Genomic DNA, 25,922 nt, shown 5'->3' with positions numbered 1-25,922 from the left:
CAGTAGTACTAATGAAAGACGCAAAATGGGCATTTTAGGAACAGGGCTTCAGGACGGACTCCTCCTCAAGCCGATCAAGTACCAGTGGGCCATGGACCTGTACGACCAGGCCGTCGCGAACACGTGGTTCCCCAACGAGATCCAGCTCGGTGAGGACATCGCGGACTTCAAGAAGATGACGGACGAAGAGCGCCACGCGGTGACCTTCCTGATGTCGTACTTCAACCCGAACGAGCTGCTCGTCAACAAGGCACTCGCGTTCGGCGTCTACCCCTACGTCTCCGCGGCAGAGTGCAGCCTGTACCTCGCCAAGCAGATGTGGGAAGAGGCGAACCACTGCATGTCGTTCGAGTACGTGCTCGAGACCTTCCCGATCGACCGGGAAGCCGCGTACAACTCGCATGTCGACATCCCGTCGATGGCGCGCAAGGAGGAGTTCGAGCTCAAGTTCATCCGTCGTATGACGGAGCAGACGCTCGACATCACCACCACCGAGGGCAAAAAGGACTTCGTTCGCAACCTGGTTGCGTACAACGTTGTGCTCGAGGGCATCTGGTTCTACTCGGGCTTTATGGTCGCCCTGTCGTTCCGCCAGCGAAACCTGCTGCGCAACTTCGGTTCGCTCATGGACTGGGTGGTTCGGGATGAGAGCCTGCACCTCAAGTTCGGCATCAACCTGATCCTGACCGTGCTCGAGGAGAACCCCGACCTGCAGACGGAGGAGTTCGCCGCCGAGATCAAGCAGATGATCCTGGATGCGGTCGAGATGGAAGAGGCCTACAACCATGACCTGCTCCCGAACGGGATCCTCGGCCTCAACGCCACGTACATCAACCAGTACGTGAAGTACCTGGCCGACCGCCGTCTCGAGGAGCTCGGTTTCGACGCGCACTACAACGTGTCGAACCCCGCCAAGTGGATGGCTGCCGCCAACGACACCCTCCAGCTCGTCAACTTCTTCGAGTCGACGAACACCTCGTACGAGTCGAACGCTTCGGCGACGACGAAGGCCAAGGTCGAGTAGTTTCACCTAGCGACAGGAGGGCATCGGCTTCGGCCGGTGCCCTCTCGTCATTGAGGATCATCATGAATTTTGAAACAGTGGCGTGGGATGACGCCCGCGCGCTCGCCCTGCGCGCCGCCATGGACGTCGAGACGAGCGCGATGTACGCGGACCGCTCGGCCGCCCAGACTCCCGACGAGCAGGCTGCGGTGGACCGATCCCTCGCGATCGACCCGGCGACCATGGTCCACACGGTGATCGCGATCGACGACGGGGTGCCCGTGGGGCACGCCGCCCTGCGCCCGTGGAACGAGGAACTCGAGGTGAAGAAGGTGTTCATCGCCGCGAACGCCCGAGGGCGGGGACTGTCACGCGCGCTGATGACCGAGTTGGAGCGGGTGGCGGGGGAGCGGGGCATCCCGTCTCTCGTTCTGCAGACGGGGGATCGCCAGCTCGCGGCGATCGCGCTGTACGAGTCGATGGGCTACCGGCCGATCGAGGTCTATGGACTGTACAACGCCATCCCGCGCGCGCTCTGCTACCGCAAGAACCTCTAGAGGTTACGGGCGAGCCCTGCGTAGTACGGCGCCATGCTCGGGTCGTAGTCCCCGAAGCGTGGCAGCGGGCGACCGTCGCGCGCGGCAAGCAGGGCGTCGAGGTAGAACTCCCAGCCGGGGCCGTAGCTCTCGGCGAGTGACGGGTCGTCGAGCGTCTGGCTGAGGATCAGCTCGGTGCCGTTGTCGAGCGGGAAGAGCCGCACCTCGAGCACAAAGGAGTCGGTGGTGAAGGCCACGTGGTACGGCTCGTCGCACGCGTCGATGCGCACCGGCACGGTGGGGGAGCCGTCCTCGAGCACCATCGTGAGCTCGATGGTGCCGCCCACACGCGCCTCTCCCGACCAGGGACCGATCCACGCGGCGGTGCGATCGGATGCCGTGAGGCTGGCCCAGACGTCATCCGCCTCTGCGGTGATCACGCGGGAGAGGGCGAGCTCGACCTCGGTGGGGGAGATGCGGGAGACGGTTCCGGTCGGCGTTGACATGAGTTCACGCTAGAACGTTGCAGCGGCGAGCGGAAGTACTGCGAGACTTCACAGGTGCCCCAACTCAGCAGGAAACCGATCGGCGTCGCGGATGTCACGGCCGTCGCCCGCGCAGGCGAACCGGTCTCGCTCACGAGTGTCGTCGAGCGTGATCTCGCGGCCTCGTACTCCCTGCTCGAGGCGGCGCGCGCGGAGGGGATGACGCTGCCATCGACCGCCCGCGTTCCGGCCGCGCACCTCAGCGAGGAGGAGACCCGCGCCGCGGTGTTCGCGCGCCTCGTCGGGATCAGCCGCGGGGGATCGGGAACGGACCCGGCGCTCGCGCACGAGATCGTCTCGGCCCTGAACCGGGGCATCAGCCTGCCGGTGGACGTGAGTTCGGCGGCCATCGGAGTGGGCGCGCTCGTCGTCGACCAGTTGGCACGACTCGTGAATGCGAGCGACTTCGCCGTGGCGCTGTCGGTGAGCGCGCTGCGGGCGACCGGCGCCGGCGGAAGCGCTGCGCCCTTCTCCGCGCAGGTGCAGTCGGCGCACCGCTCCGTCGGGCAGGCCGCCTCCGCTGCGCGCATAGGCTCGCTACTCACCGATCTGGATGCCGCGACCACCGACCCCATCGCCTTCCGCTCGGCGCCGCAGGTGAATGGCGCGCTCGCCGAGGCGGTGACCGCGCTTGCCGCCGCCGTCACCCTGGAGCTCAACTCCCGCGCCGACGATCCGCTCGTCGATCTGGATACCGGGAGCGTCGTCCGTGGCGGCAACAGCGAACTCGTCGGCCTGACCCTCGCCTTCGAGCGGGTGCGTCTTGCTCTCGCTCATGTCGCCGCGGCGAGTGAGGCGCGAGCGAGCGTTGTGCAGTCCGCGCTCGTCGAGGCGCCCGTCGTGTATTCGGTGCACGTGGGCGGTCGGGAGAACGCCGTGGATCCACTCGGCACCCTGCATCTGCTGCAGCTCTCGCTGACGGTAACGCTCGACCTGCTCAGTGACGAGGCCGAGGTCGCCGCAGGTGTCGCTCAGGCTTCGGTGCTGTCCCCGCCGCTGGCCGCGTACGCCGAGGCGCTCGCCGGCAGCTACGCACCCGACACGCTGCTGGCGGCGGCGAACCCGGTGCGCTCGGAGGAGCCGACCATCGAGGCCCTCGACGACGAGATCTAGGCGAGCTCGAGGGCCGGCACCCCCAACCGGATCTCTTCGAGGAACAGCACGATGGTGGCGGCGACGCTGCGGTGGCTCACGTCGTTGAGGATGTCGTGGCGTCCGTCGTGCACGACCGCAACCCGCGCGTGGGGCAGCTGCCGGTAGTACGACTGCACCTCCGCGATGCTTGCGATCGAGTCGATGTTGCCGTGGATGGCGAGCACGGGGATCCGCACGGAGGCTGGGGCCGGCAGCCGTAGCTCGCGAGGCAGGTCGCGGGCGAGCGCCAGCGGGTCGACGGCAAGGGCATCCTCGAGCACCTTGCGGTGCACGGGGCAGGCCGACCGCGCGTCGAGCTGTGTCTGGGCGTCGGCGAGCAGGCCGTGGGCGCTCGGCAGCCCGGCCGATACGACTGCGGCAACACCGGACCGCGCGTCGCTCGCGATGTCGAGCGCGAGCACGCTGCCCGCGTCCGAGCCGATGAGCACAACCGGCAGGATCTCGCTCTCGGCGATGAGCCCGCGCACCGTCGCCGTGGACGCCTTCGGGTCGTCGGTCACGTCGCGCACCACGCGTACGCGGTACGCATCCGCCGACAGTCGGCGCGCGAAGCGGGTGTAGACGGAGGCCGCCTCGCCCCGCCCGGCCAGCAGAATGAGAGTTCCGCGGGGAGTTGCGCCGAGAGGCTCATCCCATCGCTCGATGCTCGGGGGTGTGCTCATCGAGCAACCTCCAGCACCGGAGCCGCGCCGACGAGTGGGAACAGCTGCTCGGCGATGCGGTCGAGCTCGTTGTGCAGCGGCGAGGACTGCACGAGCAGCAGGTCGACGCCGGCCGCCTCGAGGTCGGCGATGCGTTCGGCGACCTGCTCGGCCGTGCCGACCAGGTTGGGGCGCAGCCCACGGGTGCCGACCGAGTACTCGCGCTTGGTGAGCTCGACGTCGAGGTTGGAGTGCTTCTGGAATTCCTCGAACGAGGCGAAGCCCGGGGAGCCCGGGTCGAAGGTCGTGATGCGCTCGAGCTCGGCAAGGGCCTCGCGCTCGGTGTCGCGGATGATGACGTAGGCCGCCATGCCGACCTCCTCGAAAGGCGCACCCTGCAGCCGGGTGCGCCGGTTGTGCACGTCGGCGACCTTGGGCGCGACCTCTTCGGGAGTCCCGCCGTGCATGACGTACGCGTCGGCGAAGGCTGAGATCGCCTCACGCCCCGACTCGCTCTCGCCACCCGCGAAGATGCGCGGGGCCACGCGCGGCTTGGGGCTCAACACCGCCTGTGGCACGTCGTAGAACTGTCCCTGCAGGGTGAACCGCTCATCGCGCCACATGCCCTTCAGCACGTTCACGAATTCCGTCGACTGGATGTACCGCTCATCGTGTGACGCGAAGACACCCCCGTACTGCTTCGCCTCTTCAGCCCACCACGCCGAGACGACGTTGAGCGAGAAGCGGTCGGAGCTGATGTCGGAGAGCGTTGCCGCCGTCTTGGCGATGACGGTCGGCAGGTGGAAGCCGGGGCGCACGGCCGTCATGATGCGCAGGTCGGTGGTGACCGCGGCGATCGCGCTGGAGAGCGACCACGCTTCGAGGCTGGGCGCATCCACCCCCTTGCGGTCATTGAGGTAGAGCTCGGGAACAAGTGTGATGTCCCAGCCGAGCGCGTCGGCCTGCTGCGAGACGCGCTTCACGTAGTCCCAGGTGGCCGCCATGCCGCCCTCGTCGCCGACGTTGCGCAGGAAGCCGCCGTAGACGGGTGTCCAGTAACCGAATTTCATGATGTCTCCGTCGAACGAGTGGTGAGCCGGGCGAACGCCTGCTCGAGGTCGGCGAGCAGGTCGGCCGGATCCTCGAGTCCGACCGAGAGCCGGATGGTCGTGAGCGTGATGCCCGCCGCGTCCCGCTGTTCGGCGGTGAAGCGGCTGTGGGTGGTGGTTGCGGGGTGCACAACGAGGCTGCGCACATCGCCGATGTTGGCGACGAGCTTGAACAACCCGAGGCTGTCGATGAACGAGCCGACCGCGGCATCCGGAGCATTCAGGTCGAAGGAGAACACCGCGCCCGTACCGCGCGGCAGGTACTTGCCGGCCAGGGCATGGTCGGGGTGCCCTGCCAGGCCGGCGTGGTGCACGCGGCGCACGAGCGGTTGGTCGTCGAGGTAGCGGGCGAGGGCGAGGGCCGTGTCGGTCTGCTTGCGCAGCCGCACGTCGAGGGTCTCGATGCCCTGCAGGATCAGGAAGGCGTTGAACGGCGAGAGCGACGGCCCGAGGTCGTGGCTCAGCTTGACCTTCGCGTAGGAGAGGTAGGCGCTCTTGGCCGCGCCGAAGTGATCCCAGAAGACGATGCCGCCGAAGCGCTTGCTCACGCTCGTGAACTGGGGCCAACGGTCGGGTCGCGCACCGTAGTTAAAGGTGCCCGCGTCGACGATCACGCCGGCGAGCGCGTTGCCGTGACCGCCCAGGAACTTTGTGGCCGAGTAGACGACGATGTCGGCGCCGAACTCGATCGGGCGCTGCAGGTACGGCGTTGCGATCGTGTTGTCGACGACGAGCGGGATGTCGTTCTCGTGCGCGACCTCGGCGAGTGCCTCCAGGTCGGGCACGGAGGCGATCGGGTTGCCGATGCTCTCCACGAAGAAGGCCCGCGTACCGGGCTGGATCGCATCCGCCCAGGCCGACGGATCGTGGGGATCGACGAAGGTGACCCCGATGCCGAAGTCGGCGAAGGTGTCTTCCAGCAGGTCGACGGATCCGCCGTACAGCTGGCTGGACGCCACGATGTGCTGGCCGTTCTTCGCGAGGGCGAGCAGGGCGATCGCGACGGCGGATTGGCCGGAGCCGGTGGCGAGTGCGGCAACGCCGCCGTCGAGGGCAGCGACCCGCGTCTCGAGCGTCGCGTTGGTGGGGTTGCCGGTGCGGCCGTACAGGTTTCCGGAGGCGCGCAGCGCGAAGATGTCGGCCGCCGAGTTGAAGTCGGCGAACTCGTACGCGGTCGACTGGTAGATCGGAACAACGGCGGTGTTCTGCGGCACGCCTGCCGTATAGCCGGCGTGTACCTGCTTCGTGGCCTCGGCCCAGGTCGTCTGGTCGGTCATCGCCCGTCCTTTCGTGGGTAGCAACAGGGACGACGGTAACCCCGTATGACGAATGCTGCGAGAAGCTGCTCAACGCAGCGATATATGACGTCACATTCGGCCGATCGGCGACACATTACGCAAGATTCTTTGCCGCTCTTGACGGGGGCGTCGCATCGTGGGGCACCGCACAAACCACCACGGAGGATCCCATGACGTCATCCACTTCACGCCAGCTCAAGCTCGGCGCCGTTCTCGTCGGCGTCGGCGGGCCCGGCCAGCACGATGTGTGGCTCGACCCGGAGATCCCCGGTGACGCGAGCGTCGACATCGACTGGTACATCGCTCGCGCCCGGCAGGCTGAGGCCGCCAAGTTCGACCTGGTCTTCATCGTCGACAGCCAGTTCATCACCCCGGACTCGCCCAACCACTACCTCAACAGGCTCGAGCCGTTCACCCTGCTCTCCGCGCTCGCCGTCTCGACAACCCACATCGGTCTCGTCGGTACCGTGACCACCTCGTACAACGAGCCGTTCAACGTCGCCCGCAAGTTCGCCTCGCTCGACCTGATCAGCCGGGGCCGAGCCGGCTGGAACGTCGTCGCGACCGGCGACGGCGGCACCGCCGGCAACTACAGCCGCGAGGAGCACTACGACTACGACACCCGCTACGGCCGCGCGCTCGAGCACGTTCGTGTTGCGCAGGGTCTCTGGGACTCCTATGAGGATGACGCCTTCCCGCGCGACAGGGCCGCCGGTGTCTTCTTCGACAAGGAGCGCCAGCACCGGCTGAACCACACGGGGGAGTTCTTCTCCGTCGTCGGCCCGCTCAACATCGAGCGCTCGAAGCAGGGCCAGCCGGTGATCTTCCAGGCCGGTGACTCCAACGAGGGCCGTAACCTCGGCGCCGAGATCGGCGAGGGCATCTTCACGTTCGCGTTCAATCTCGAAGCGGGCCAGGCCTTCTACTCCGATATCAAGGCGCGCGCCGCCGCCAAGGGACGCAACCCCGACGAGGTGCTCGTGCTGCCCGGCCTGCTGCCGATCATCACCGACACCGACGCCGAAGCGCGGGAGATCGAGATCAGCACCCACTGGGCGAAGGACTTCGACCGGGTGCTCGCCGAGTTCGGCCGACCATTCGGCTGGCACGATTTCAGCCAGTACGACCTCGACGCGCCGTTCCCCGAGCTGGGTTCGCTCGGCGACACGAGCTTCCGCACCCAGGCCGACAACATCAAGCTCACCGCCCGCACCAACGGGCTCACGCTGCGCGAGACCGTCGAGCACTTCAACCCCGTGCGGCACTCGCCGTTCGCCGGCACCGCGCTCACCGTCGCCAACGAGATCGAGCGCTGGTTCGTCGGCCGAGCGATCGACGGCTTCAACGTGCACGTCACGGTGCCGAGCCAGTTCGCGCGGTTCACCGACGAGGTGCTGCCGATCCTGCGCGAGCGCGGCATCTTCCGCGAGGAGTACGAGTCGGATACCCTGCGCGGCAACCTCGGCCTCCCCGTTCCCGCCAACCGCAACAGCGCGGTTCGAGATGCAGCCGCCCGGCTCGTCTCTGCTTAGTCCACCGAAAAACAGGAGCACAGCAATGCCATCCCTCACCAAGCCCACAGCCTTCGTCGCGCTCGCCGCAGCAGCAGCCCTCGTGCTGTCGGCGTGCAGCGCGCCGGCCGACGCGGGCGAGACCGTGCCCTCCGTGCTCAAGTGGGGATTCGGCCTGCCCACCTCGTGGGACCCGGTCACCTCCAGCACCGGCAACGACATCAACACGATCAGCCTCGTCTACGCCTCGCTCACCCAGCTCGACGAGAAGGGCAACGCCGGCCCGGGCCTCGCCGAGAAGTGGGAGTACAACGAGACCGGCGACGAGGTCACCTTCACCCTGCGTGACGGGCTCACCTTCAGCGATGGCACGGCGATCGACGCCGAGGCCGTCAAGGCGAGCCTGCTGCGCGGCAAGACGCAGGAGAACTCCCTGCTCAAGGACCAGCTCTCGACCATCGACGACGTGACGGCCGACAGTGAGCTCGAGGTGACACTCGAGCTGGTGCATCCCGACTACCAGGTCCCGAACCTGCTGGCTGGCAAGACCGGTGCGATCGTGAGCCCGACGGCGTTTGAGAAGGATGCGGCAGCCATCCCGACCGCACCCGTCGGCGCCGGCCCGTTCACAATTGAGAGCTTTGTGCCCGAGTCGAACGCCGTGCTCGTGAAGAACCCTGACTACTGGAATGCCGAGAACGTGAAGATCGACCGCCTCGAGCTGTCGACCGGCACCGACCCCGCCACGGTGATCGCCGCCGTGCAGAGTGGTGCGCTCGACGTGGCCTCACTGCCTGCCTCGAAGATCGAGGAGGCGAAGGCTGCGGGCCTCGAGGTCGACGTGATCGACAGCCTCACGGTGAGCCAGGTCGATATTCACAATGCGATCGCCCCGCTCGACGACCCGAAGGTGGTCGAGGCGCTGAAGTACGCCGTGGACCGTCAGGAGATAGTGGATGTCGCGGGCTTCGGCATCGGCGAGGTGACCTACCAGCCATTCCCGAAGGGCTACGTCGCCTACAACCCGGAGCTCGATGACCTCTTCGCCTATGACCCCGAGAAGACGAAGCAGCTGCTCGCGGACGCGGGCTACGAGCCGAACGAACTCTCGATCGAGATCACTGCGGCCTCCTACTCGGAGAACATCGCGGTGCTCGTGCAGGAGCAGCTGAAGAAGGTGGGCGTGAAGTCGACCATCAACCTCGTGGCGCCCGGCTCATCCACCTGGCAGCAGCAGGTCTACATCAACCGCACGGCACAATTCGCCCTCGACGGCACGGTCGGTCGCGAGTCGCCGGTGCAGAACCTCACGGTCGTCTACGGCCCCGAGGGTCTGATGAACCCGAGCCGTACCGCGTCGCCGGAGTTCCTCGCGGCGCTCGACGAGGTGCGGAACACCCCGCTCGACGACCCGAACTACGAGTCGGTGCTTCAAGAGGCCGTGAAGATCGGCGTGCTGCAGGCCTCGAGCTTCTCCACCGTTGCCAGCCCGCGCATCTTCGTGCGCAGCCCCAGAGTTTCCGCCCTCCCGCACTTCCTCTCGCAGGTGCGCTGGGAAGGCGTGACCGTCGGGTCCGAGTAGAACGACAGCGGAGAGGAAGACCATGAACATCATCGCGACACGTGCTCTTGCCGGTTTCGGCTGGCTGCTGCGCTCTGCCGCGATCATCGTTCCGGTCTTCCTCTTCGCCACGTTCATCACGTTCGGGCTCGGTGCCGTCAGCGGCCTGAGCCCGGCCGGTCTCAAGCTCGGTGACTCGGCGACCGACGCCGACGTCGCCCGGGTCAACGCCCAGTTCGGCCTCGACCAGCCGCTCGCCGTTCGCTACCTGACCTGGCTCGGTGGCATCCTGCGCGGCGACCTCGGGGTGTCCTGGTTCAACGACCTGCCGGTCGCGCCGCAGATCTTCCAGCGTCTCGAGATCAGCGTCTCGGTCGCCGGGCTCGCGCTGCTCATCGGCATCGTGTTCGGCTTCACGCTCGGCATCCTCGCCGCCGTGCACCGCGGCTCGTGGATCGACCGGGCCGTCACCGTCTTCTCGACGGTTATCTCCACGCTTCCGCCGTTCGTCATCGCTATCGCCCTGATTGTGGTGTTCAGCGTAACGCTGCACCTGCTGCCCTCGGCCGGCTACGTGTCGCCGAGCGTCGACCCCGGCAAGTGGCTCGCCCTCATCACCCTGCCCGCGATAGCCCTCAGCCTGGACACCGTAGCTGACCTCGCCCGCCAGCTACGCACCGGGCTCACCTCGGCCTACGCCGAGAACTATGTGACCGGAGCAATCGTGCGGGGACTCAGTCGCCGCCGCATCCTGCTCGTGCACGTGCTGCGCAACGGTGCCGGCCCCGCTCTCACCGTGCTCGGGATGCGTGTGCCCGCCCTGCTCGGAGGTGCCGTCGTGACTGAGAGCATCTTCGGCATGGCCGGGTTCGGCCGCTTCGCGAGTGAATCCGCGCTGCGCGGGGACGTGCCCGTTGTGCAGGGCACCCTCGTCGTCGCTATCGTGCTGGTGCTCGCCTTCAACCTGCTCGTCAACGGGCTGCTCACGAGACTGCGCCCCGGCGCCGAGCGGGCGGCGTGATGTTCCGTCGCGCCATCCGTCGGCCGCTCGGGCTGGTCTCGGTCTCCGTCCTCGGGGCCGTGCTGCTGCTCGCCGTTCTCGGACCGCTGCTCGCCCCTTTCGACCCGCTCGTGGGCGACGCCCGTGCGATCCTCGCCGGCCCCTCCGCCGAGCACTGGCTCGGTACCGATCCGCTCGGCCGCGACGTGCTGAGCCGACTCCTCGCCGGGTCGACGCTCTCGCTGGTCTCGGCCGCCGAGGCGGTGGCGCTCGGCCTGCTGCTGGGCGTCATCCCCGGCCTGCTGTCGGTGTATCTCGGGCGCGCCTTCGAGTGGATCACCCTGCGGCTCATGGACAGCCTCATCACGCTGCCGTTCCTCGTATTCGCGATCGCGCTCACCGCCCTGCTCGGCAACGGGCTGCACCAGGCGATGTTTGCGGTGGGCATCCTCGTGGCGCCCGGCTTCTACCGGGTGAGCCGCGCGGCAGCGCTCGCTGTCGTGAGCTCGCCGTACGTCGAGGCCGCGCGGCTTGTCGGCGCATCCCCGCTCTGGGTTCTGCGCACCCACCTGTGGTCGAAGGTCGCACCGACGGTCGCCGTCACCACCGCCAACATGATGGGTGCCGGGCTCGTGATCGTCTCCGCCCTGACGTTCCTCGGCATCGGGGTGCAGCCGCCCGAACCGACCTGGGGCGGCATGCTCGCGACCGACCTCGGCTACCTCTACCAGCGGCCGTACGGGCCGTTCATCCCGGCCGCGCTCATCATGCTCACCGTCGGCGCCTTCAATGGGCTCGCCGATGCCCTGCAGGACTCCTCCCGCGACTCGCGCACCGTCGTTTCCAGCACCGTCGCCCGCATCCGAAAGGTCGCCCATGTCTGACCCGTTGCTCTCCGTTGCTGACCTGCGTATCGCCCTGCCGAACGGCACCGAGCTCGTGCGCGGCGTCTCCTTCTCAGTCGAACGCGGCGGCTCGCTCGGCATCGTCGGCGAATCCGGCAGCGGCAAGTCCCTCACCTGCCGCGCGGTGCTCGGCATCGTCCCCGAGGGGGTGGCCGTGACATCCGGCGACCTCGCATTCGACGGCGTCGACCTGCGCTCGCTGTCCTATGAACAGTGGATGCCGCTGCGCGGGCGTCGCATCTCCGCCGTGTTCCAGGACCCGGGTTCGTATCTCAACCCCTCGATCCCCGTCGGCAGGCAGCTCGCCGAGGCTCTCCGCGCGTCGTCCGTGCTCACGCGGAAGGAGGCGCGCACCCGCGCCGTCGAACTGTTCGCCTCGCTCGGGCTGCGCGACCCGCACCGCGTCGCCGGCCAGTACCCGCATGAACTCTCGGGCGGGATGCTGCAGCGCGTGCTCATCGCCATTGCCATCTGCGCCGACCCGCAGCTGCTCATCGCCGACGAGGCGACCACCGCGCTGGATGTCACGGTGCAGGCCGAGGTGCTCGATGTGCTGGCCGACCTCGCCGTCACCCGCGACCTGGCCATCGTGCTCGTGTCGCACGACCTCGCCGTCGTGGCGCAGGTCTGCGAGAACGTCGTGGTGATGCGCGACGGCGTGATCGTGGAGGCGGGGCGCACGGCCGAGGTGCTCGGCAACCCGCAGCACGAGTACACGCAGCTGCTGGTCACCGATCACGAGCGCTACGGCATTGAGAATTACCTCGCCGCGCGGGAGCTGCTGCATGTCTGAGCTCCTAGAGGTCTCCAACCTTCGCGTCTCACTAGGCCGAGGCCGGGCGCGCACTCAGATCCTGCACGGCGTGGACCTCAGCGTTGCGTCTGGCGAGATCGTCGGGCTCATCGGCGAGACCGGATCCGGCAAGACCACGCTCGCGCGCACCGTGCTCGGGCTGGCACGCATCGACTCCGGTACCGTCTCGCTCGGGGGCACCGACGTCGGATCGATTCCCGGTCGGCACCTACGCGCCTTCCGCCGGGCGGGACTCGCCCAGTACGTCTTCCAGGACCCGCTGCAGAGCCTCGACCCGCAACTCACCGTCGCTGCGTCCGTCGGGGAGGGACTCGCTGTTCGCGGCGGACTCCGCCGTGAGCAGCTGAGCGCGCGGATGCTCGACGCGCTCGACCTCGTCGGCCTCGACCCGTCCTTCGCCGACCGGCTGCCCGCCGAGCTCTCGGGTGGACAGCGGCAGCGGGTCGCCATCGCGCGGGCCATGGTGCTCGAGCCCGGCCTGCTGATCTGTGATGAGCCGGTCAGCGCCCTCGACGCTGCCAGTCGTGGCCAGGTTCTGGAGCTGCTGGCCGGGCTGCCGTCCGTACGCGAGCTCGGGATGCTGTTCATCTCGCACGACCTCGGCTCCGTGGCATCCATCACCGACCGCATCGTTGTGCTGTATCGCGGAAACGTCGTCGAGTCGGGCAGCACCGAACGCGTGCTCAACGACCCGCAGCACCCTTACACGCGCTTGCTCGTCGGCTCCGCGCCCACCCTCGGCGGGGGTGCGGCCGACCGCGGCACCCGTGCACAACTGCGGGCGCTACTCGCCGACCACACCTGATCTTCAACAACAGCACAGGGAAAGAAGAAATGACCATTCGCATCGTCGGCGTCGCCGGGAGCCTCACCGCACCGTCGCGCACCATCGAACTCGTCGAGCAGATCGTCGCCGAGATCGGGCGGCACCTGTCTGTTGAATCGGAGATCGTCCGAGTCGACGAACTCGGCCCCGCCTTCGCCGGAACCCTGCACCGCCGCGACCTGACGAGCGAGGTGGAGCGGGCCGTCGTCGCGATCGAGACGGCGGATGTGCTCGTCGTCGCGAGCCCCGTCTACCGCGCATCGTTCACGGGACTGTTCAAGCACCTCTTCGATTTCGTCGACCAGTACGCGCTCGTCGACACGCCCGTGCTGCTCGCCGCCACCGGCGGAAGCGAGCGGCACGCCCTCATCATCGATCACCAGTTCCGGCCGCTGTTCGCGTTCTTCTCCGCGCTCACGTTGCCGCTCGGGGTGTACGCGCACGACTCCGACTTCACCGACTACCTCATCTCCAGCCCGCGGCTTCGCGAGCGGCTCGAGAAGGCGGTGGCGAAGGCGGTGCCGCTGATCCGCAGCAACCTGGCCGAGCGCGAGGAGATCGCGCGCACCCTCGCCGGCCTTGTCGAAGCTGTGCCGGAGCGCGATCCGCGGGCGCCGGTGCGGTTGTTGGCGTGAGCTAAGCGTGCAGCACCTTGCGGATACGCTGCACCGACACCGGTGCCGACGTCGGAAGGTGCTGGGCGAAGAGGCTCAGGCGCAGCTCCTCGAGCATCCAGCGCGCCTGCCGCAGGAAGTCGGCGGCGTTCGGCTGCAGGGGCAGGTCACCGCCGGCGGTCAGGTAGAGCTGCGTGGCATCCTCGATCTCGGCGAGCCAGGCGCGGTCGCGTCCGGGGTTCTCCTGCAGCTTCGCCACGCGGTGCGTGATGGCGCTCAGGTAGATCGGCAGGCGCCGCAACTGCGCGAGGCCGGTTCGGCCGACGAAGCCGGGGTGCACGAGCGATGCCAACTGGGCGCGGGCGTCGGCGAGGGGCGCCATGAGCTGCACGGAACTCGCGCCGCTGATCGCCTTGTCGGCTTCGCGGGCCTTCGCGAGAATCGTGCCGACCTGGCTCACCGCCTGGAACATCGCCTCGACGAGCCCGGCTGACACCGTATCCCGTGCCTTCTCGAAGTCGGCGCGGGTGAAGATCGTCGCCTTGTCCACAACGGCGTCGATGCAGGCCACCATGCAGTCCTCGAAGAGTTCCGCATTCGAACGGTACGGGCTCGTTGCGAGGGCGAGTTTCTCGGCGGAGGTCAGGTGCTGCTGGATGTAGGCGGTCGGTGCGGGGATGGCGAGCAGGAGCATCCTGCGCACACCGGCACGGTGCGCGAGACGCTGGTCGGCTTCGGTCGCAAGCAGGCGGATATCCACGGTCTTGCCCGCATCGACGAGGGCGGGGAAGGCGCGCACCACACCGCCGCTGTGGCGGGTCTCGACGCTACGCGGGAGGGCGTCGAAGTCCCAGCCGGTGAGTCCCTGTCGTTCGAGGGCATTGCGCGGTGCAGCCGCCACGGGCACCGCAGTAACCCGCGCCACCGAGTCCCGCGTGCGGCGGGAGAGCTTGAGGCGCAGCGACGAGAGATCCTTGCTGCGGGCGACGATCCCGCCACGCTCGTCGACGACCGCGAAGGTCGCTCGCAGGTGGTCGGGCAGCCGGTCGATGTCGAAGTCCTCCGGGTCGACGGGCGTGTAGGTCTCGGAGCGGATACGGCCGGCGAGAAACTCGACGAGCGACATCTCGTCCACGTCGGGGTCGGCGGGGATCGCATCCACGAACTTGCGTGCCCAGTCGTTCGCGGGCACAACGTTCCGGCGAATCGGCTTGGGCAGCGTCTTGATGAGTGCGGCGACGAGTTCCTCCCGCAGCCCCGCGACCAGCCAGTCGAAGCCGGTCGAGCGCACGGAAGCCAGTAGTGGCAGGGGGATCAGCACCGTCACTCCGTCATCCTCTGCCCCCGGTTCGAAGCGGTAGGTCACGGCGAGGCGCTGCTCGCCCTGCCGCCACTCGCTCGGGAACTCGCGCTCGTCGATGACCGGCACCGACTCCTCTTCGACGAGAAGGTCGCGCGTGATCGTGAGGAAGTCGGGCGCGTCAGCGCGAGCCGTGCGCCACCAGGTGGTGAACGCCGTGAGGCTCGCGACATCCCGGGGTATGCGCTCGTCGTAGAAGCGGTAGATGGACTCGTCGTCGAAGAGAATGGTGCGACGGCGGGTGCGCTCCTCGAGTTCCTCGAGTTCGGTGCGCAGCGCGCGGTTGGCACGATCGAACGCGGTCAGGCGGCGGTCGGTGCGGGAGAGGTCCCAGTCGCCGTCGACGAGCGCGTTGCGAATGAACAGGTCGCGCGCGTACGGCAGATCGATGCGCGCGAACTGCACGGTGCGCTTCGGGATGATCGGCACGCCGTACAGCGTCACCCGCTCGTTCGCGACCACCGCGCCCTGCTTCTTCTCCCAGCGGGGCTCGCTGTAGCTGCGTTTGACGAGATCCCCGGCGATCGACTCGGCCCACGCCGTGTCGATCGATGCGTTCGTGCGCGCGAACAGGCGGCTGGTCTCGACGAGTTCGGCGCTCATGATCGCGTTCGGCTGCTTCTTGGCGAGCGCTGAGCCGGGGAAGATCACAAAGCGGGCCTGGCGGGCGCCGACGTAGTCCTTCTTCTGGAGATCCTTGATGCCCAGTTGGCTGAGCAGCCCCGCGAGGATCGAGCGGTGGATGCCGTCGGGGTTCACGTGCGGCTCTCCGACGTGCAACCCGAGCGGTTTGGCCATGCGGGAGAGCTGACGGTAGACGTCCTGCCACTCGCGCACCCGCACGAAGTTGAGGTACTCGCTCTTGATCAGCTTGCGGAACTGGTTGCCCGAGAGCTCCCGCTGCTTCTCCTCGAGGTAGTTCCAGAGGTTCAGCAGGGTAAGGAAGTCGCTCGTCTGGTCGGTGAAGCGGGCGTGCTGCTGGTCGGCCTGCGGGCGGCTCTCGAGGGGGCGCTCTCGTGGATCCTGGATGCTCAGCCCCGACACGATGGCCATCACCTCGCGGGTGGTGCCGTGCTGCTTCGACTCGAGGATCATGCGGGCGAACCGCGGGTCGATCGGCAGCTGCGTGAGCTGCTTGCCGATGCGGGTGATCTTCGCCTCGCCCTCCACCGCCGACCCTCGGTCGCTGGCTCCCTCGGCGCTGGGGTCGCGCAATCGCTGGCGCGATTGTCCTAGCTCCACCGCGCCGAGCTCCTTCAGCAGGTCGAGGCCGTCCTTCACGCCGCGGGAGTCCGGCGGCTGCAGGAAGGGGAAGCGCGCGATGTCGCCCAGCCCGAGCGAGATCATCTGCAGGATGACCGCAGCCAGGTTGGTGCGCAGGATCTCGGGCTCGGTGAACTCGGGCCGTTTCTCGAAGTCCTGCTCGCTGTACAGGCGGATCGCAATGCCGTCGCTCGTACGACCGGAACGCCCGGAGCGCTGGTTCGCGCTGGCCTGGCTGATCGCCTCGATCGGCAGCCGCTGGATCTTCGATCGCACGCTGTACCGGCTGATGCGCGCCGTGCCCACGTCGATCACGTACTTGATGCCGGGAACCGTGAGGCTCGTCTCGGCGACGTTGGTGGCGAGCACGATCCGGCGGCGGGTGCCCGCGCTCGCGGAGGGCTGGAAGACCTTGTGCTGGTCGGCGGTGCTGAGCCGCCCGTACAGGGGGAGGACCTCGGTGCCCGGGAGGTTCCTGCCCTTGATGGACTCTTCGGCATCCCGAATATCGTTCTCGCCGCTCAGGAAGACCAGCACGTCGCCGTTGCTCTCGGCCGCCAGCTCGTCGAGGGCGGCGTTGATGCCGTCGAGCGGGTCGATGGCGGCGGTGGGAGCGTCGACGGTGTCATCGTCCGCCTCGACCGCGTCGGGGACCAGCGGCCGGTACCGGATCTCCACCGGGAACGTGCGGCCCGAGACCTCGATGATCGGGGCGTCGTCGAAGTGGCGGCTGAACGACCCTGGATCGATGGTCGCCGAGGTGATGATGACCTTGAGCTCGGGCCGCCGGGGGAGCAGCTGCTTGAGGTAGCCGATCAGGAAGTCGACGGTGAGGCTGCGCTCGTGCGCCTCGTCGATGATGATCGCGTCGTATTTGCGCAGCTCGCGGTCGCGGTGGATCTCGTTGAGCAGAATTCCATCGGTCATGAGCTTGATGCGGGTGTTCTTGCCGACCGCGTCGGTGAAGCGCACCTGGTAGCCGACGAGGCCGCCGATCTGCTCGCCCAGCTCCTCGGCGATGCGCTCGGCAACCGTGCGCGCTGCGATGCGTCGCGGCTGGGTGTGGCCGATGCTGGTGAATCCCGACTCGAGCAGCATCTTCGGGATCTGCGTTGTCTTGCCCGAGCCGGTGGAGCCGGCGACGATGACGACCTGGTTCTCCGCGATGGCGCGCAGGATGTCCACGCGCCGCTGGCTGACCGGCAGCTCAGGCGGGTAGGTGATCTCGATCGGGATCTCGGGCTGGGACATAGCCTTCCATCTTAAGCCGCGGCGGCTTGGTGCGCTGTCGCTGGGCGAGCAGCACCCCGCCGAGCACCAGCGCGACACCGATGAGTTGCCGCCAGCCAAAAGCCTCCGAGGCGAGGATTACGCCGAGCGCGACCCCCGTAACCGGATTCAGCAGGCCGATGATGCCGACGCTCGCCACCGGCAGGTTGCGCAGGGCGACGAGCCACGCCACGTTGGCGACGGCCGTCGCGACGATGGTCACGTAGAGGAAGCCGAGAATGGCGGGCGGCTCGAGTGCCGGCGGTGCGCCCTCCACGAGCGCGGCGACGGGAAGCACGAGCGCGGCACCGGCTATGAGCTGCCAGGACGTGAGCGCCAGCGGATCCACCCCGGCGCCCCACTTCTTCGCGAGGATGAACCCGACCGACGACATGATCATGGCCGCGAGCGACGCGAGGATGCCCCAGGGACTTAGGGCAGTGACATCCGACAGCAGCATGATGCAGACGCCGGCGATGCCGATCACGGCACCTGCGATCGACACGAGTCGCGGGCGCTCGCCGAGCAGCGGCCAGGCGAGCAGGGCCATCACGAGAGCGGCCAGAGCCATGAGCGTCGAGGCGATGCTCGAGGGCAGCAGCTGGGCGGCAACGTAGACGAGGATGAAGAACGCGCCGACGTTGAGGAAGCCGAGCACCACCGACTTCCACCACCACGAGCCGTGCGGCAGCTTGCGCGCGATCAGCAGCAGGATGAGACCAGCCGGCAGCGCGCGGATCACGGCGCCCCACAGCGGTACATCGGCGGGCAGGAGTTGGCGAGTCACGAAGTAGGTGCTGCCCCAGGCGATGGGGGCGATGGCTGCGACGAAGATCCAGCGCCATTTAGTTTCCATGGAAGGTATTATACCTTCTGTGGAAGATATTATGGGGGTATGGACCATGTCTCCCGCATCCAGGACGACTGGCGCCGCGAGCGCCCCGACCTCGACGTCGCCCCGATCGGCGTCATCGGCCGCCTGCACCGCCTCGCGAACGCGCTCACCGAGGAGCTCGTCGCCGTCTATCGGGAGTTCGGCCTGAGCGAGGGGGAGTTCGACGTACTCTCTGCGCTGCGTCGCGCCGGCGCCCCGTTCGAGCGCGCACCCGGCGATCTCGCCCAGCACACCATGGTCACGACCGGCGCGATCACCAAACGCATCGACCGGCTGGTGTCGGCCGGGCTGGTCACGCGTCGCCAGTCCGAATCCGATGGCCGTGGCCGGGTCGTCGCGCTCACGCCCGAGGGTGTCGAGCTCATCGACCGCGCGGTCGAGGCGCACCTGGCCAACGAGAGGCGGCTCGTCGACATGCTCGGAGCGCCCGGGCCCTTCGAGCAGACTCTCACCGACTGGCTCTCACACTTCGAACAGCGTTGATGCCCGCAAACAGGCCGAAGGCGTTCAACGCAGCGCTGGTCTCGTTCGTCGAGTCGCTCTAGAAGGCCTTGCCGGGGTTGAGGATGCCATTCGGGTCGACGGCCGCCTTGATGGCGCGGTGCAGATCGAGCACGCGTGGGCCGAGTTCGTCGCGCGCTCCATCGAGCTTGAGGAGCCCTACGCCGTGCTCCCCGCTGACGGTGCCGCCGAGGTCGAGGCAGTCGCGGATGATCTGGTCGAACGCGGCTTTGGCCCTGACCTTGACGTCGTCGTCGCCCTCGGTGGCGATGATGAGCGGGTGCAGGTTGCCGTCGCCGGCGTGCGCGATGTTGGCGATGACGACGTCGTGCTCGGCGGCGGTGGCCTGGATGCGGCGCAGCATCTCGGGCACGGCTCCGCGCGGCACGCAGACGTCTTCGGTCAGCACCGGGCCGAGTCGTTCGAGCGCCGGATAGGCGAGGCGTCGGGCGAGAAACAGGTCGTCGATCTCGCTGCCTTCACCGGACCCATCGGCGCCGCGGCGCACGTCGAGGCTGCCGGCGGCGGCGAAGATCTCGGCGATGCGGTCGGCGAGAGCGGAACCGGTGTCCCCGGTCTCGTCGACGGTGGCGAGCAGGAGGGTGTCGGCGTTCTCCGGCAGTCCGAGGCCCTGCCACTCGTCGACGGCCTTCAGGCACATGCTGTCGATGAGTTCGAGCGCTGACGGGATGATGCCGGCTCGGCTCACGTCGGCGACGGCGTCACCGGCGGTCTGCAGTGAGGGGAAGTAGCCGATGACGGCACGCTGCTCGCGCCCGGCGAGGGGGAGGAGGCGCAGGGTGAGTTCGGTGATGATGCCGAGGGTTCCTTCTGAGCCGACCATGAGCCCGGCGAGGTCGTAGCCGGTGACGCCTTTGGCGGTGCGGTGGCCGAGGCTGACGATCTCGCCGTCGGCGAGCACGACTGTCATGCCGAGCACGTAGTCACGGGTGACGCCGTATTTGACGCAGCAGAGTCCGCCGGCGTTGGTGGCCGCGTTGCCGCCGATGGTGGAGATGCGATGGCTCGCCGGGTCGGGCGGATACCAGAGCCCTTCCTCGGCGACGGCCTCCCTCAGGTCGTTGTTGAGTACGCCGGCCTGCGCGACGACGTATCGCTCGGCCGCGTTGATCTCGGTGACGGCGGTCATTCTTTCCAGCGAGAGGATGACGCTGAGCGCGGTCGCGTTGGCCCCGCCGGACAGGCCGGTTCCGGCGCCGCGAGCGATAACGTGAATGCCGGCCTTCGCGGCGAGCTTGACCACGCGCGAGACGTCGTCGTTGCTCTCTGCCAGCACCACCGCCAGCGGGAGCGCGTACTCGGCCCACTCGGCATCGTCGTGGCTGTAGCGCTCGAGCTCCTCGGCCTCGGTGAGGACCTGGTCGACTCGAAGAATATTGCGCAATGCGACTGCCACAGATGGAACCGTGCTCATCTTTCGACCGTACACCGCCGCCCGGGCGGCATCACCTCGCGCCCAGCTTCGCGCGCGGCACAGTTGATTTTCCCACCGACCGCTCGCTCCATCCAGCCCCCGCGGATCACGGCGCGGTTCCCGCCCGGCAGCCGCGATTTCCGTATCCCAACTCTCCTTTACCTAAAGACGAGTTGGGATATGGGAATCGCAAGTACCTCGCTCCCGCCAGCGTCTCCTTCACAAGCGCGTGGGGACCGCGACCGACCCCAGAACTGTTGTCGGCCGACCGGTTCTCCGCGCGCGCGGTTAGAAATGATGGATGAACGTGTTCGAGGTTCTCGCTCACCCAATCCGGCACCGGATTGTCACGATCCTGGCGTCGGGCGAGCACACGTCGGGCAACCTCGTGGACGTCATTTCGCACGAACACCGAGTGACGAAGGCGGCGGTGTCGTGGCACCTGGCCGTGCTGCGCGACAGCGGGTACGTGATCGTGCGGCAGGAGTACACGGAGCGGTGGTACCGACTGGATGAAGACGTGATCCGGAGACTGAGGAAGGAGGTGCGCACGATCGTGAAGGTGTGGAGGCGGCGCATCGGAGACGTCGACGGCACAGACCCGCTCGCCGCATTCTCGCGCAAGCGTATACAGAAGGCTCGCAGAACGGCAGGCGACACGTCTAGAGTGGGGGCAATGTATACACAGGGCGTGATCTAGGGATGCGCGCGAGTGATGTTGCCTACGAGAGCCTGCGCCGGGACATCCTGCAGCTGGTGCTCGAACCGGGCGCCGCGCTCGCAGAGGTCGAGCTGAGCACGCGGCTCGGCATCTCCCGCACGCCCGTGCGCGAAGCCCTCGCCAGGCTCGTCGCCGAAGGGCTTGCGGAACCGGTCGGTGGCCGGGGGCTCATCGTGTCGCCGCTCAGCTTCGACAACGTGACCGAGCTCTTCGAGCTGAGGCAGGCGCTCGAGCAGCAGGCGGCATCCCTCGCGGCAGAGCGCCGCGACCCCGCGGCCTTCGAGGCGCTGCGCGACGAACTGGCGACGATCAACACGACCGATCTGCCCGCCTACTTCGAGGCGGTTCGCGCTTTCGACGCGGCCGTCGACGCGGCGGTCGCCAACCCCTACCTCGTCGCCGCTCTCACCAGCGTGCGCACCCACCTCAGCCGCATCCGCCGCCTGTCACAGGACAACCCGGCGCGCCTCGCCGAGGCCGCCCGCGAGCACCTGCTCATCATCGACGCCATCATCGCCGGAGACGCCCGCCTCGCCGCGAGCGCCACCAGCGTGCACCTCACCCGAAGCCTCCGCTCCATCCTTGAAACTCTGACGGTTAGGACCCCATGAAGAATCACCCCGTACGCGTACACCGCAGCGACGAGAACCTCGCCCGCGAGGGCCAGCTCGCCTGGAAGATCGCCGAAGTCGCGAGTGAGAACGTCGCCGTGAGCGACGACGTCACCGACATGGTCATCAACCGCATCATCGACAACGCCTCGGTCGCCGCGGCATCCCTCACGCGTGCGCCCGTCGTCGCCGCGCGCGCACAGGCGGAGGATCACCCGTACCAGCCCGGAGCGACAGTCTTCGGCGTGACCGGCCGCTTCAGCCCCGAGTGGGCCGCCTGGGCGAATGGCGTCGCCGTGCGTGAACTCGATTACCACGACACCTTCCTCGCCGCGGAGTACTCGCACCCGGGCGACAACATCCCGCCCATCGTCGCCGTCGCCCAGCACACCGGACGCAGCGGAGCCGACCTGCTGCGGGGCATCGTCACCGGCTACGAGATCCAGGTCGACCTCGTGAAGGCGATCAGCCTGCACAAGCACAAGATCGACCATGTCGCGCACCTCGGCCCGAGCGCCGCCGCCGGCATCGGCACCCTGCTCGGCCTCGACACCGAGACGATCTTCCAGGCCATCGGGCAGGCGCTGCACACCACCACTGCCACCCGCCAGTCCCGCAAGGGCGAGATCTCCACCTGGAAGGCGCACGCCCCCGCCTTCGCAGGCAAGATGGCCGTCGAGGCCGTCGACCGGGCGATGCGCGGCCAGACGAGCCCCACCCCGATCTACGAGGGCGAGGACGGCGTGATCGCCTGGCTGCTCGACGGACCGGACGCCGCCTACGAGGTTCCGCTGCCCGAGCGCGGCGAGACGCGTCGCGCGATCCTCGACAGCTACACGAAGGAGCACTCGGCCGAGTACCAGGCGCAAGCCTGGATCGACCTCGCGCGCAAGCTCAAGCAGCAGTACCCGCACCTGAGCGCCGAGACCATCTCCAGCGCCGTGCTGCATACCAGCCACCACACCCACTACGTGATCGGTTCGGGCGCGAACGACCCGCAGAAGTACGACCCGACGGCCAGCCGCGAGACGCTCGACCACTCGATCCCGTACATCTTCACGGTCGCGCTACAGGACGGCGAGTGGCACCACGAGCGCTCCTACGCTCCCGAGCGTGCGGGCCGCCCCGACACCGTCGCGCTCTGGAATCGGGTGACCACACAGGAGGACGCCGAGTGGACGCGCCGCTACCACTCGCTCGACCCTGCCGAGAAGGCGTTCGGCGGTCGGGTGGAGATCGAACTCACCGACGGCACCCGCATCGTTGATGAGATCGCTGTGGCGGATGCGCATCCGCTCGGCGCTCGCCCCTTTGCGCGGGCCGACTACATCACCAAGTTCCAGCAGCTCGCCGCGCCGGTGCTCGAGAGCACAGAGATCGAGCGCTTCCTCGATGTTGCGCAGCGCCTGCCGTACCTCACCGCTGGGGAGCTCGCCGGTCTCACGATCACCCCGGCGACACCGTTCGCCCCCGGCCCGAAGGGACTCTTCTAATGCTGTACGCCTCCACCCCCGCTCACGAGAAGCGCCGCCTGTTCCGCGAGCGTCTCGCGGCCGGCGAGCTGTTGCGCTTCCCGGGCGCGTTCAACCCGCTGTCCGCGAAGCTCATCCAGGACAAGGGGTTCGAGGGCGTCTACATCTCGGGCGCCGTCATCTCCGCCGACCTCGGCCTGCCCGACATCGGCCTGACAACGCTGACCGAGGTCGCGACCCGCGCGCAGCAGATCGCGCGCATGACCGAGCTCCCCGCCCTCGTCGACGCCGACACGGGATTCGGCGAGCCGATGAACGTCGCGCGAACCGTGCAGACGCTCGAGGACGCGGGGGTGGCCGGCCTGCACATCGAGGACCAGGTGAATCCCAAGCGCTGTGGGCACCTCGACGGCAAGGCCGTTGTGGACGAGGACACGGCGATCAAGCGCATCCGCGCGGCGGCGGACGCGAGGCGCGACCCGAACCTGCTCATCATGGCGCGCACGGACATCCGGGGCATCGACGGCCTGCAGGCCGCGATCGACCGCTCGAAGCAGCTGGTCGACGCGGGGGCCGACGCGATCTTCCCCGAGGCGATGACGAGCCTCGAAGAATTCGAGGCCGTGCGGAACGCCGTCGACGTGCCGATCCTCGCCAACATGACCGAGTTCGGCAAGAGCGAGCTGTTCACCAACGAGCAGCTCGCGAACGTCGGGGTGAACATCGTGATCTACCCGGTCAGCCTGCTGCGCCTCGCGATGGGTGCGGCTGAACGCGGCCTCGATACCCTCGTCGCCGGAGGCACTCTCCAGCCTGAGGTGGGTAGCATGCAGACGAGGGCTCGCCTCTATGAACTGCTCGACTACGAGGCCTACAACTCGTTCGATTCGTCCATCTACAACTTCAAGGTGCAATCATGACCGAGATCCACAAGGGCCTCGCGGGCGTCGTCGTCGACACCACCGCGATCTCCAAGGTGAACCCCGAAACCAATTCGCTGCTCTACCGCGGCTACCCGGTGCAGGAGCTCGCCGCGAACTGCACGTTCGAGGAGGTCGCCTACCTGCTCTGGCACGGCGAGCTGCCGACGCCCGTGCAGTTGGCCGAATTCGAGACGCTCGAGCGGTCGCTGCGACCGCTCGATGCCGCGGTCAAGCGGGTCATCGACGAGCTGCCCCTCACCGCGCACCCGATGGACGTCGTTCGCACGGCCGTCAGTGTGATCGGGGCGATGGATGCAACGCTCACCGAACCCGGCGGCATCGCGGATCCCGAACTCAACCAGAAGCGCGCGATCTACCTGTTCGCCCAGCTGCCGACGATCGTCGCGTACGACCAGCGGCGCCGCCGCGACGAGCAGCTCATCGAGCCGCGGGAAGATCTCGGCTTCTCGGCCAACTTCCTGCACATGACCTTCGGTGATGTTCCCGACCTCGTGGTCGTCAACGCGTTCGACGTCTCGATGATCCTGTACGCGGAGCATTCGTTCAACGCGAGCACGTTCGCATCCCGAGTCGTCACCAGCACCCTGGCCGACCTGTACTCGGCGGTCACGGCGGGCATCGGCGCCCTCAAGGGGCCGCTGCACGGTGGAGCCAACGAGGCGGTGATGCACGTCTTCGAGGAGATCGGCACCGCCGAGCTCGTCGGGCTCTGGCTTGATCGCGCGCTCGAGGAGAAGCGCAAGATCATGGGCTTCGGCCACCGCGTCTACAAGAGCGGCGACTCGCGGGTTCCGACCATGAAGGCGGCGCTCGACACGCTCATCGCCGAGTACGACCGCCCCGATCTCATCGAGCTGTACGACGAGCTCGAGAAGCAGATGACGGAGCGCAAGAACATCCTGCCCAACCTCGACTACCCGAGCGGTCCCGCGTACCACCTCACGGGTTTCGACACCGAGATGTTCACGCCCCTGTTCGTCGCCGCCCGCATCACCGGCTGGACCGCTCACATCGCGGAGCAGCTCGCCTCCAACGCCCTCATCCGCCCGCTCAGCGAGTACAACGGTCCCGCCGAGCGTCACGTCACCGAAAGGTCACTCTAAGTGTCTGTCCCCACCATTGAACTGAACTCCGGCCACACGATCCCGCAGCTCGGCTTCGGCGTCTTCAAGGTCGACCCGGTCGAAACCGAGCGGGTCGTGTTCGACGCACTCGAGGTCGGCTACCGCCACTTGGACACCGCGCGCATCTACGGCAACGAGGCGGGTGTGGGTGCAGCGATCGCGAAGTCGGGCATTCCGCGCGACGAGTTGTTCATCACCACCAAGCTGTGGAACGACGACCAGGGCACGCAGTCCGCGCACGACGCCTTCGATCGCAGCCTCGAGCAGCTCGGCCTCGACCGGGTCGACCTGTACCTCATTCACTGGCCCTCGCCGAAGACGAACAAGTTCGTCGAGAGCTGGCTCGCGATGGAGGAGATGGCAGCAAGCGGCCGCACGACCTCGATCGGTGTCTCGAACTTCCTGCCGCACCACCTGCAGCCGGTTCTGGATGTCGCGACCGTCGTTCCCGCCGTGAACCAGATCGAGCTGCACCCGTACCTGCAGCAGCGCGACGCCGTGGAGTTCGGCGCCGCCAACGGAATCGCGACCGAAGCGTGGAGCCCCCTCGGCCGCGGGCACCTGCTCGAGGACGCCACCGTGGCCGCGATCGCCGAGGCGCACGAGCGCTCGATCGCCCAGGTGCTGCTTCGCTGGCACCTGCAGAACGGCTACATCGTGATCCCGAAGTCGACGCACAAGGAACGCATGGCCGAGAACTTCGACGTCTTCGGCTTCGAGCTCTCGGAGACCGAGATGGCCGGCCTCACCGCCCTGGAGCGCGACGGCCGCATCGGCAGCCACCCGAACGAGGTCGACTAGCACCGGGT

General features: G+C 67.8%; 24 protein-coding genes. 17 read left to right on the top strand and 7 right to left on the bottom strand.

Going from position 1 to position 25,922, the window contains the following annotated elements:
• The first annotated feature begins 25 nt into the window (after positions 1–25).
• Positions 26–1,024, top strand: a complete 999-nt coding sequence (locus EYE40_RS09030) for a ribonucleotide-diphosphate reductase subunit beta (RefSeq protein WP_130981631.1) — start codon at positions 26–28, stop codon at positions 1,022–1,024.
• Between the two features lie 62 nt (positions 1,025–1,086).
• Complete coding sequence (locus tag EYE40_RS09025; protein WP_130981630.1) at positions 1,087–1,560, top strand: GNAT family N-acetyltransferase; 474 nt, start codon at positions 1,087–1,089, stop codon at positions 1,558–1,560.
• On the opposite strand, the gene EYE40_RS09020 is transcribed toward EYE40_RS09025, so the two are convergent.
• The gene (locus EYE40_RS09020; RefSeq protein WP_130981629.1) at positions 1,557–2,045 is read right to left on the bottom strand and encodes an SRPBCC family protein; all 489 of its coding nucleotides are present in this window, start codon (positions 2,043–2,045) and stop codon (positions 1,557–1,559) included. The genes EYE40_RS09025 and EYE40_RS09020 overlap by 4 nt on opposite strands.
• 54 nt (positions 2,046–2,099) lie before the next feature.
• Between EYE40_RS09020 and EYE40_RS09015 the strand changes: the two genes are divergently transcribed.
• The gene (locus EYE40_RS09015) at positions 2,100–3,197 is read left to right on the top strand and encodes an aromatic amino acid lyase (protein WP_130981628.1); all 1,098 of its coding nucleotides are present in this window, start codon (positions 2,100–2,102) and stop codon (positions 3,195–3,197) included.
• Here EYE40_RS09015 and EYE40_RS09010 read toward each other — a convergent pair.
• Genes EYE40_RS09010 through EYE40_RS09000 form a run of 3 tightly spaced genes read right to left on the bottom strand, consistent with a single transcriptional unit; the run spans position 3,194 to position 6,266 of the window.
• Positions 3,194–3,901: an alpha/beta hydrolase gene (locus EYE40_RS09010; protein WP_130981627.1), complete on the bottom strand. Its 708-nt coding sequence runs from the start codon at positions 3,899–3,901 to the stop codon at positions 3,194–3,196. The genes EYE40_RS09015 and EYE40_RS09010 overlap by 4 nt on opposite strands.
• Positions 3,898–4,950, bottom strand: a complete 1,053-nt coding sequence (locus EYE40_RS09005; RefSeq protein WP_130981626.1) for an LLM class flavin-dependent oxidoreductase — start codon at positions 4,948–4,950, stop codon at positions 3,898–3,900. The genes EYE40_RS09010 and EYE40_RS09005 overlap by 4 nt, the downstream gene beginning before the upstream one ends.
• Positions 4,947–6,266 (bottom strand): O-acetylhomoserine aminocarboxypropyltransferase/cysteine synthase family protein, encoded by a 1,320-nt coding sequence (locus EYE40_RS09000; RefSeq protein WP_130981625.1) that lies wholly within the window; start codon positions 6,264–6,266, stop codon positions 4,947–4,949. Before EYE40_RS09000 ends, EYE40_RS09005 begins: the two co-directional genes overlap by 4 nt.
• Positions 6,267–6,457: 191 nt before the next feature.
• Between EYE40_RS09000 and EYE40_RS08995 the strand changes: the two genes are divergently transcribed.
• Genes EYE40_RS08995 through msuE form a run of 7 tightly spaced genes read left to right on the top strand, consistent with a single transcriptional unit; the run spans position 6,458 to position 13,539 of the window.
• Positions 6,458–7,819: an LLM class flavin-dependent oxidoreductase gene (locus EYE40_RS08995; RefSeq protein WP_130981624.1), complete on the top strand. Its 1,362-nt coding sequence runs from the start codon at positions 6,458–6,460 to the stop codon at positions 7,817–7,819.
• Between the two features lie 25 nt (positions 7,820–7,844).
• Entirely contained in the window at positions 7,845–9,380 is a 1,536-nt protein-coding gene (locus tag EYE40_RS08990; RefSeq protein WP_130981623.1) for an ABC transporter substrate-binding protein, read from the top strand.
• A 22-nt stretch (positions 9,381–9,402) separates the two neighbouring features.
• Complete coding sequence (locus EYE40_RS08985; protein WP_130981622.1) at positions 9,403–10,380, top strand: ABC transporter permease; 978 nt, start codon at positions 9,403–9,405, stop codon at positions 10,378–10,380.
• On the top strand, positions 10,380–11,243 hold the full coding sequence (locus tag EYE40_RS08980) for an ABC transporter permease (protein ID WP_130982868.1): 864 nt from the start codon (positions 10,380–10,382) through the stop codon (positions 11,241–11,243). The genes EYE40_RS08985 and EYE40_RS08980 overlap by 1 nt, the downstream gene beginning before the upstream one ends.
• Positions 11,236–12,057: an ABC transporter ATP-binding protein gene (locus EYE40_RS08975; protein WP_240034777.1), complete on the top strand. Its 822-nt coding sequence runs from the start codon at positions 11,236–11,238 to the stop codon at positions 12,055–12,057. Before EYE40_RS08980 ends, EYE40_RS08975 begins: the two co-directional genes overlap by 8 nt.
• Positions 12,050–12,883 (top strand): ABC transporter ATP-binding protein, encoded by an 834-nt coding sequence (locus EYE40_RS08970; RefSeq protein ID WP_130981620.1) that lies wholly within the window; start codon positions 12,050–12,052, stop codon positions 12,881–12,883. Before EYE40_RS08975 ends, EYE40_RS08970 begins: the two co-directional genes overlap by 8 nt.
• Before the next feature lie 29 nt (positions 12,884–12,912).
• Positions 12,913–13,539, top strand: coding sequence for an FMN reductase (gene msuE / locus EYE40_RS08965; RefSeq protein WP_130981619.1), 627 nt, complete (start codon positions 12,913–12,915; stop codon positions 13,537–13,539).
• Between the two features lies 1 nt (position 13,540).
• Here msuE and hrpA read toward each other — a convergent pair whose 3' ends face one another.
• On the bottom strand, positions 13,541–17,392 hold the full coding sequence (gene hrpA / locus EYE40_RS08960) for an ATP-dependent RNA helicase HrpA (protein ID WP_193554498.1): 3,852 nt from the start codon (positions 17,390–17,392) through the stop codon (positions 13,541–13,543).
• Entirely contained in the window at positions 17,349–18,266 is a 918-nt protein-coding gene (locus tag EYE40_RS08955) for a DMT family transporter (RefSeq protein WP_130981618.1), read from the bottom strand. Before EYE40_RS08955 ends, hrpA begins: the two co-directional genes overlap by 44 nt.
• A 39-nt stretch (positions 18,267–18,305) precedes the next feature.
• Here EYE40_RS08955 and EYE40_RS08950 point away from each other — a divergent pair, with 39 nt between their 5' ends.
• Positions 18,306–18,788, top strand: a complete 483-nt coding sequence (locus EYE40_RS08950; RefSeq protein WP_130981617.1) for a MarR family winged helix-turn-helix transcriptional regulator — start codon at positions 18,306–18,308, stop codon at positions 18,786–18,788.
• Between the two features lie 58 nt (positions 18,789–18,846).
• Here EYE40_RS08950 and EYE40_RS08945 read toward each other — a convergent pair whose 3' ends face one another.
• Positions 18,847–20,223, bottom strand: coding sequence for an FAD-binding oxidoreductase (locus EYE40_RS08945; RefSeq protein WP_240034776.1), 1,377 nt, complete (start codon positions 20,221–20,223; stop codon positions 18,847–18,849).
• Positions 20,224–20,542: 319 nt separating this feature from the next.
• On the opposite strand from EYE40_RS08945, the gene EYE40_RS08940 reads away from it, so the two are divergent.
• The 6 genes from EYE40_RS08940 to EYE40_RS08915 are packed head-to-tail and all read left to right on the top strand — an operon-like array spanning position 20,543 to position 25,914.
• Positions 20,543–20,941, top strand: coding sequence for an ArsR/SmtB family transcription factor (locus tag EYE40_RS08940; RefSeq protein WP_130981615.1), 399 nt, complete (start codon positions 20,543–20,545; stop codon positions 20,939–20,941).
• A gap of 2 nt (positions 20,942–20,943) precedes the next feature.
• Positions 20,944–21,573: a GntR family transcriptional regulator gene (locus EYE40_RS08935; protein WP_130981614.1), complete on the top strand. Its 630-nt coding sequence runs from the start codon at positions 20,944–20,946 to the stop codon at positions 21,571–21,573.
• On the top strand, positions 21,570–23,066 hold the full coding sequence (locus tag EYE40_RS08930) for an MmgE/PrpD family protein (protein WP_130981613.1): 1,497 nt from the start codon (positions 21,570–21,572) through the stop codon (positions 23,064–23,066). The genes EYE40_RS08935 and EYE40_RS08930 overlap by 4 nt, the downstream gene beginning before the upstream one ends.
• On the top strand, positions 23,066–23,965 hold the full coding sequence (gene prpB / locus EYE40_RS08925) for a methylisocitrate lyase (protein ID WP_130981612.1): 900 nt from the start codon (positions 23,066–23,068) through the stop codon (positions 23,963–23,965). The genes EYE40_RS08930 and prpB overlap by 1 nt, the downstream gene beginning before the upstream one ends.
• Positions 23,962–25,092, top strand: a complete 1,131-nt coding sequence (locus EYE40_RS08920; RefSeq protein ID WP_130981611.1) for a bifunctional 2-methylcitrate synthase/citrate synthase — start codon at positions 23,962–23,964, stop codon at positions 25,090–25,092. Before prpB ends, EYE40_RS08920 begins: the two co-directional genes overlap by 4 nt.
• Complete coding sequence (locus tag EYE40_RS08915; RefSeq protein ID WP_130981610.1) at positions 25,093–25,914, top strand: aldo/keto reductase; 822 nt, start codon at positions 25,093–25,095, stop codon at positions 25,912–25,914.
• The last annotated feature ends 8 nt before the right edge of the window (positions 25,915–25,922 follow it).

Origin of the sequence: Glaciihabitans arcticus (assembly GCF_004310685.1) — a bacterium.
GTDB classification, from domain to species: Bacteria; Actinomycetota; Actinomycetes; order Actinomycetales; family Microbacteriaceae; genus Conyzicola; species Conyzicola arctica.
The sequence above is the reverse complement of the archived record's forward strand: the minus strand, read 5'-3'. Positions and strand labels throughout refer to the sequence as shown.

Coding starts and splice junctions, on each gene's coding strand:
- EYE40_RS09030 (WP_130981631.1), top strand. CDS start 26: ATGGGCATTTTAGGAACAGGGCTTCAGGACGGACTCCTCCTCAAGCCG.
- EYE40_RS09025 (WP_130981630.1), top strand. CDS start 1,087: ATGAATTTTGAAACAGTGGCGTGGGATGACGCCCGCGCGCTCGCCCTG.
- EYE40_RS09020 (WP_130981629.1), bottom strand. CDS start 2,045: ATGTCAACGCCGACCGGAACCGTCTCCCGCATCTCCCCCACCGAGGTC.
- EYE40_RS09010 (WP_130981627.1), bottom strand. CDS start 3,901: ATGAGCACACCCCCGAGCATCGAGCGATGGGATGAGCCTCTCGGCGCA.
- EYE40_RS09005 (WP_130981626.1), bottom strand. CDS start 4,950: ATGAAATTCGGTTACTGGACACCCGTCTACGGCGGCTTCCTGCGCAAC.
- EYE40_RS09000 (WP_130981625.1), bottom strand. CDS start 6,266: ATGACCGACCAGACGACCTGGGCCGAGGCCACGAAGCAGGTACACGCC.
- EYE40_RS08995 (WP_130981624.1), top strand. CDS start 6,458: ATGACGTCATCCACTTCACGCCAGCTCAAGCTCGGCGCCGTTCTCGTC.
- EYE40_RS08990 (WP_130981623.1), top strand. CDS start 7,845: ATGCCATCCCTCACCAAGCCCACAGCCTTCGTCGCGCTCGCCGCAGCA.
- EYE40_RS08985 (WP_130981622.1), top strand. CDS start 9,403: ATGAACATCATCGCGACACGTGCTCTTGCCGGTTTCGGCTGGCTGCTG.
- EYE40_RS08980 (WP_130982868.1), top strand. CDS start 10,380: ATGTTCCGTCGCGCCATCCGTCGGCCGCTCGGGCTGGTCTCGGTCTCC.
- EYE40_RS08975 (WP_240034777.1), top strand. CDS start 11,236: ATGTCTGACCCGTTGCTCTCCGTTGCTGACCTGCGTATCGCCCTGCCG.
- EYE40_RS08970 (WP_130981620.1), top strand. CDS start 12,050: ATGTCTGAGCTCCTAGAGGTCTCCAACCTTCGCGTCTCACTAGGCCGA.
- msuE (WP_130981619.1), top strand. CDS start 12,913: ATGACCATTCGCATCGTCGGCGTCGCCGGGAGCCTCACCGCACCGTCG.
- hrpA (WP_193554498.1), bottom strand. CDS start 17,392: ATGTCCCAGCCCGAGATCCCGATCGAGATCACCTACCCGCCTGAGCTG.
- EYE40_RS08955 (WP_130981618.1), bottom strand. CDS start 18,266: ATGGAAACTAAATGGCGCTGGATCTTCGTCGCAGCCATCGCCCCCATC.
- EYE40_RS08950 (WP_130981617.1), top strand. CDS start 18,306: ATGGACCATGTCTCCCGCATCCAGGACGACTGGCGCCGCGAGCGCCCC.
- EYE40_RS08940 (WP_130981615.1), top strand. CDS start 20,543: ATGAACGTGTTCGAGGTTCTCGCTCACCCAATCCGGCACCGGATTGTC.
- EYE40_RS08935 (WP_130981614.1), top strand. CDS start 20,944: ATGCGCGCGAGTGATGTTGCCTACGAGAGCCTGCGCCGGGACATCCTG.
- EYE40_RS08930 (WP_130981613.1), top strand. CDS start 21,570: ATGAAGAATCACCCCGTACGCGTACACCGCAGCGACGAGAACCTCGCC.
- prpB (WP_130981612.1), top strand. CDS start 23,066: ATGCTGTACGCCTCCACCCCCGCTCACGAGAAGCGCCGCCTGTTCCGC.
- EYE40_RS08920 (WP_130981611.1), top strand. CDS start 23,962: ATGACCGAGATCCACAAGGGCCTCGCGGGCGTCGTCGTCGACACCACC.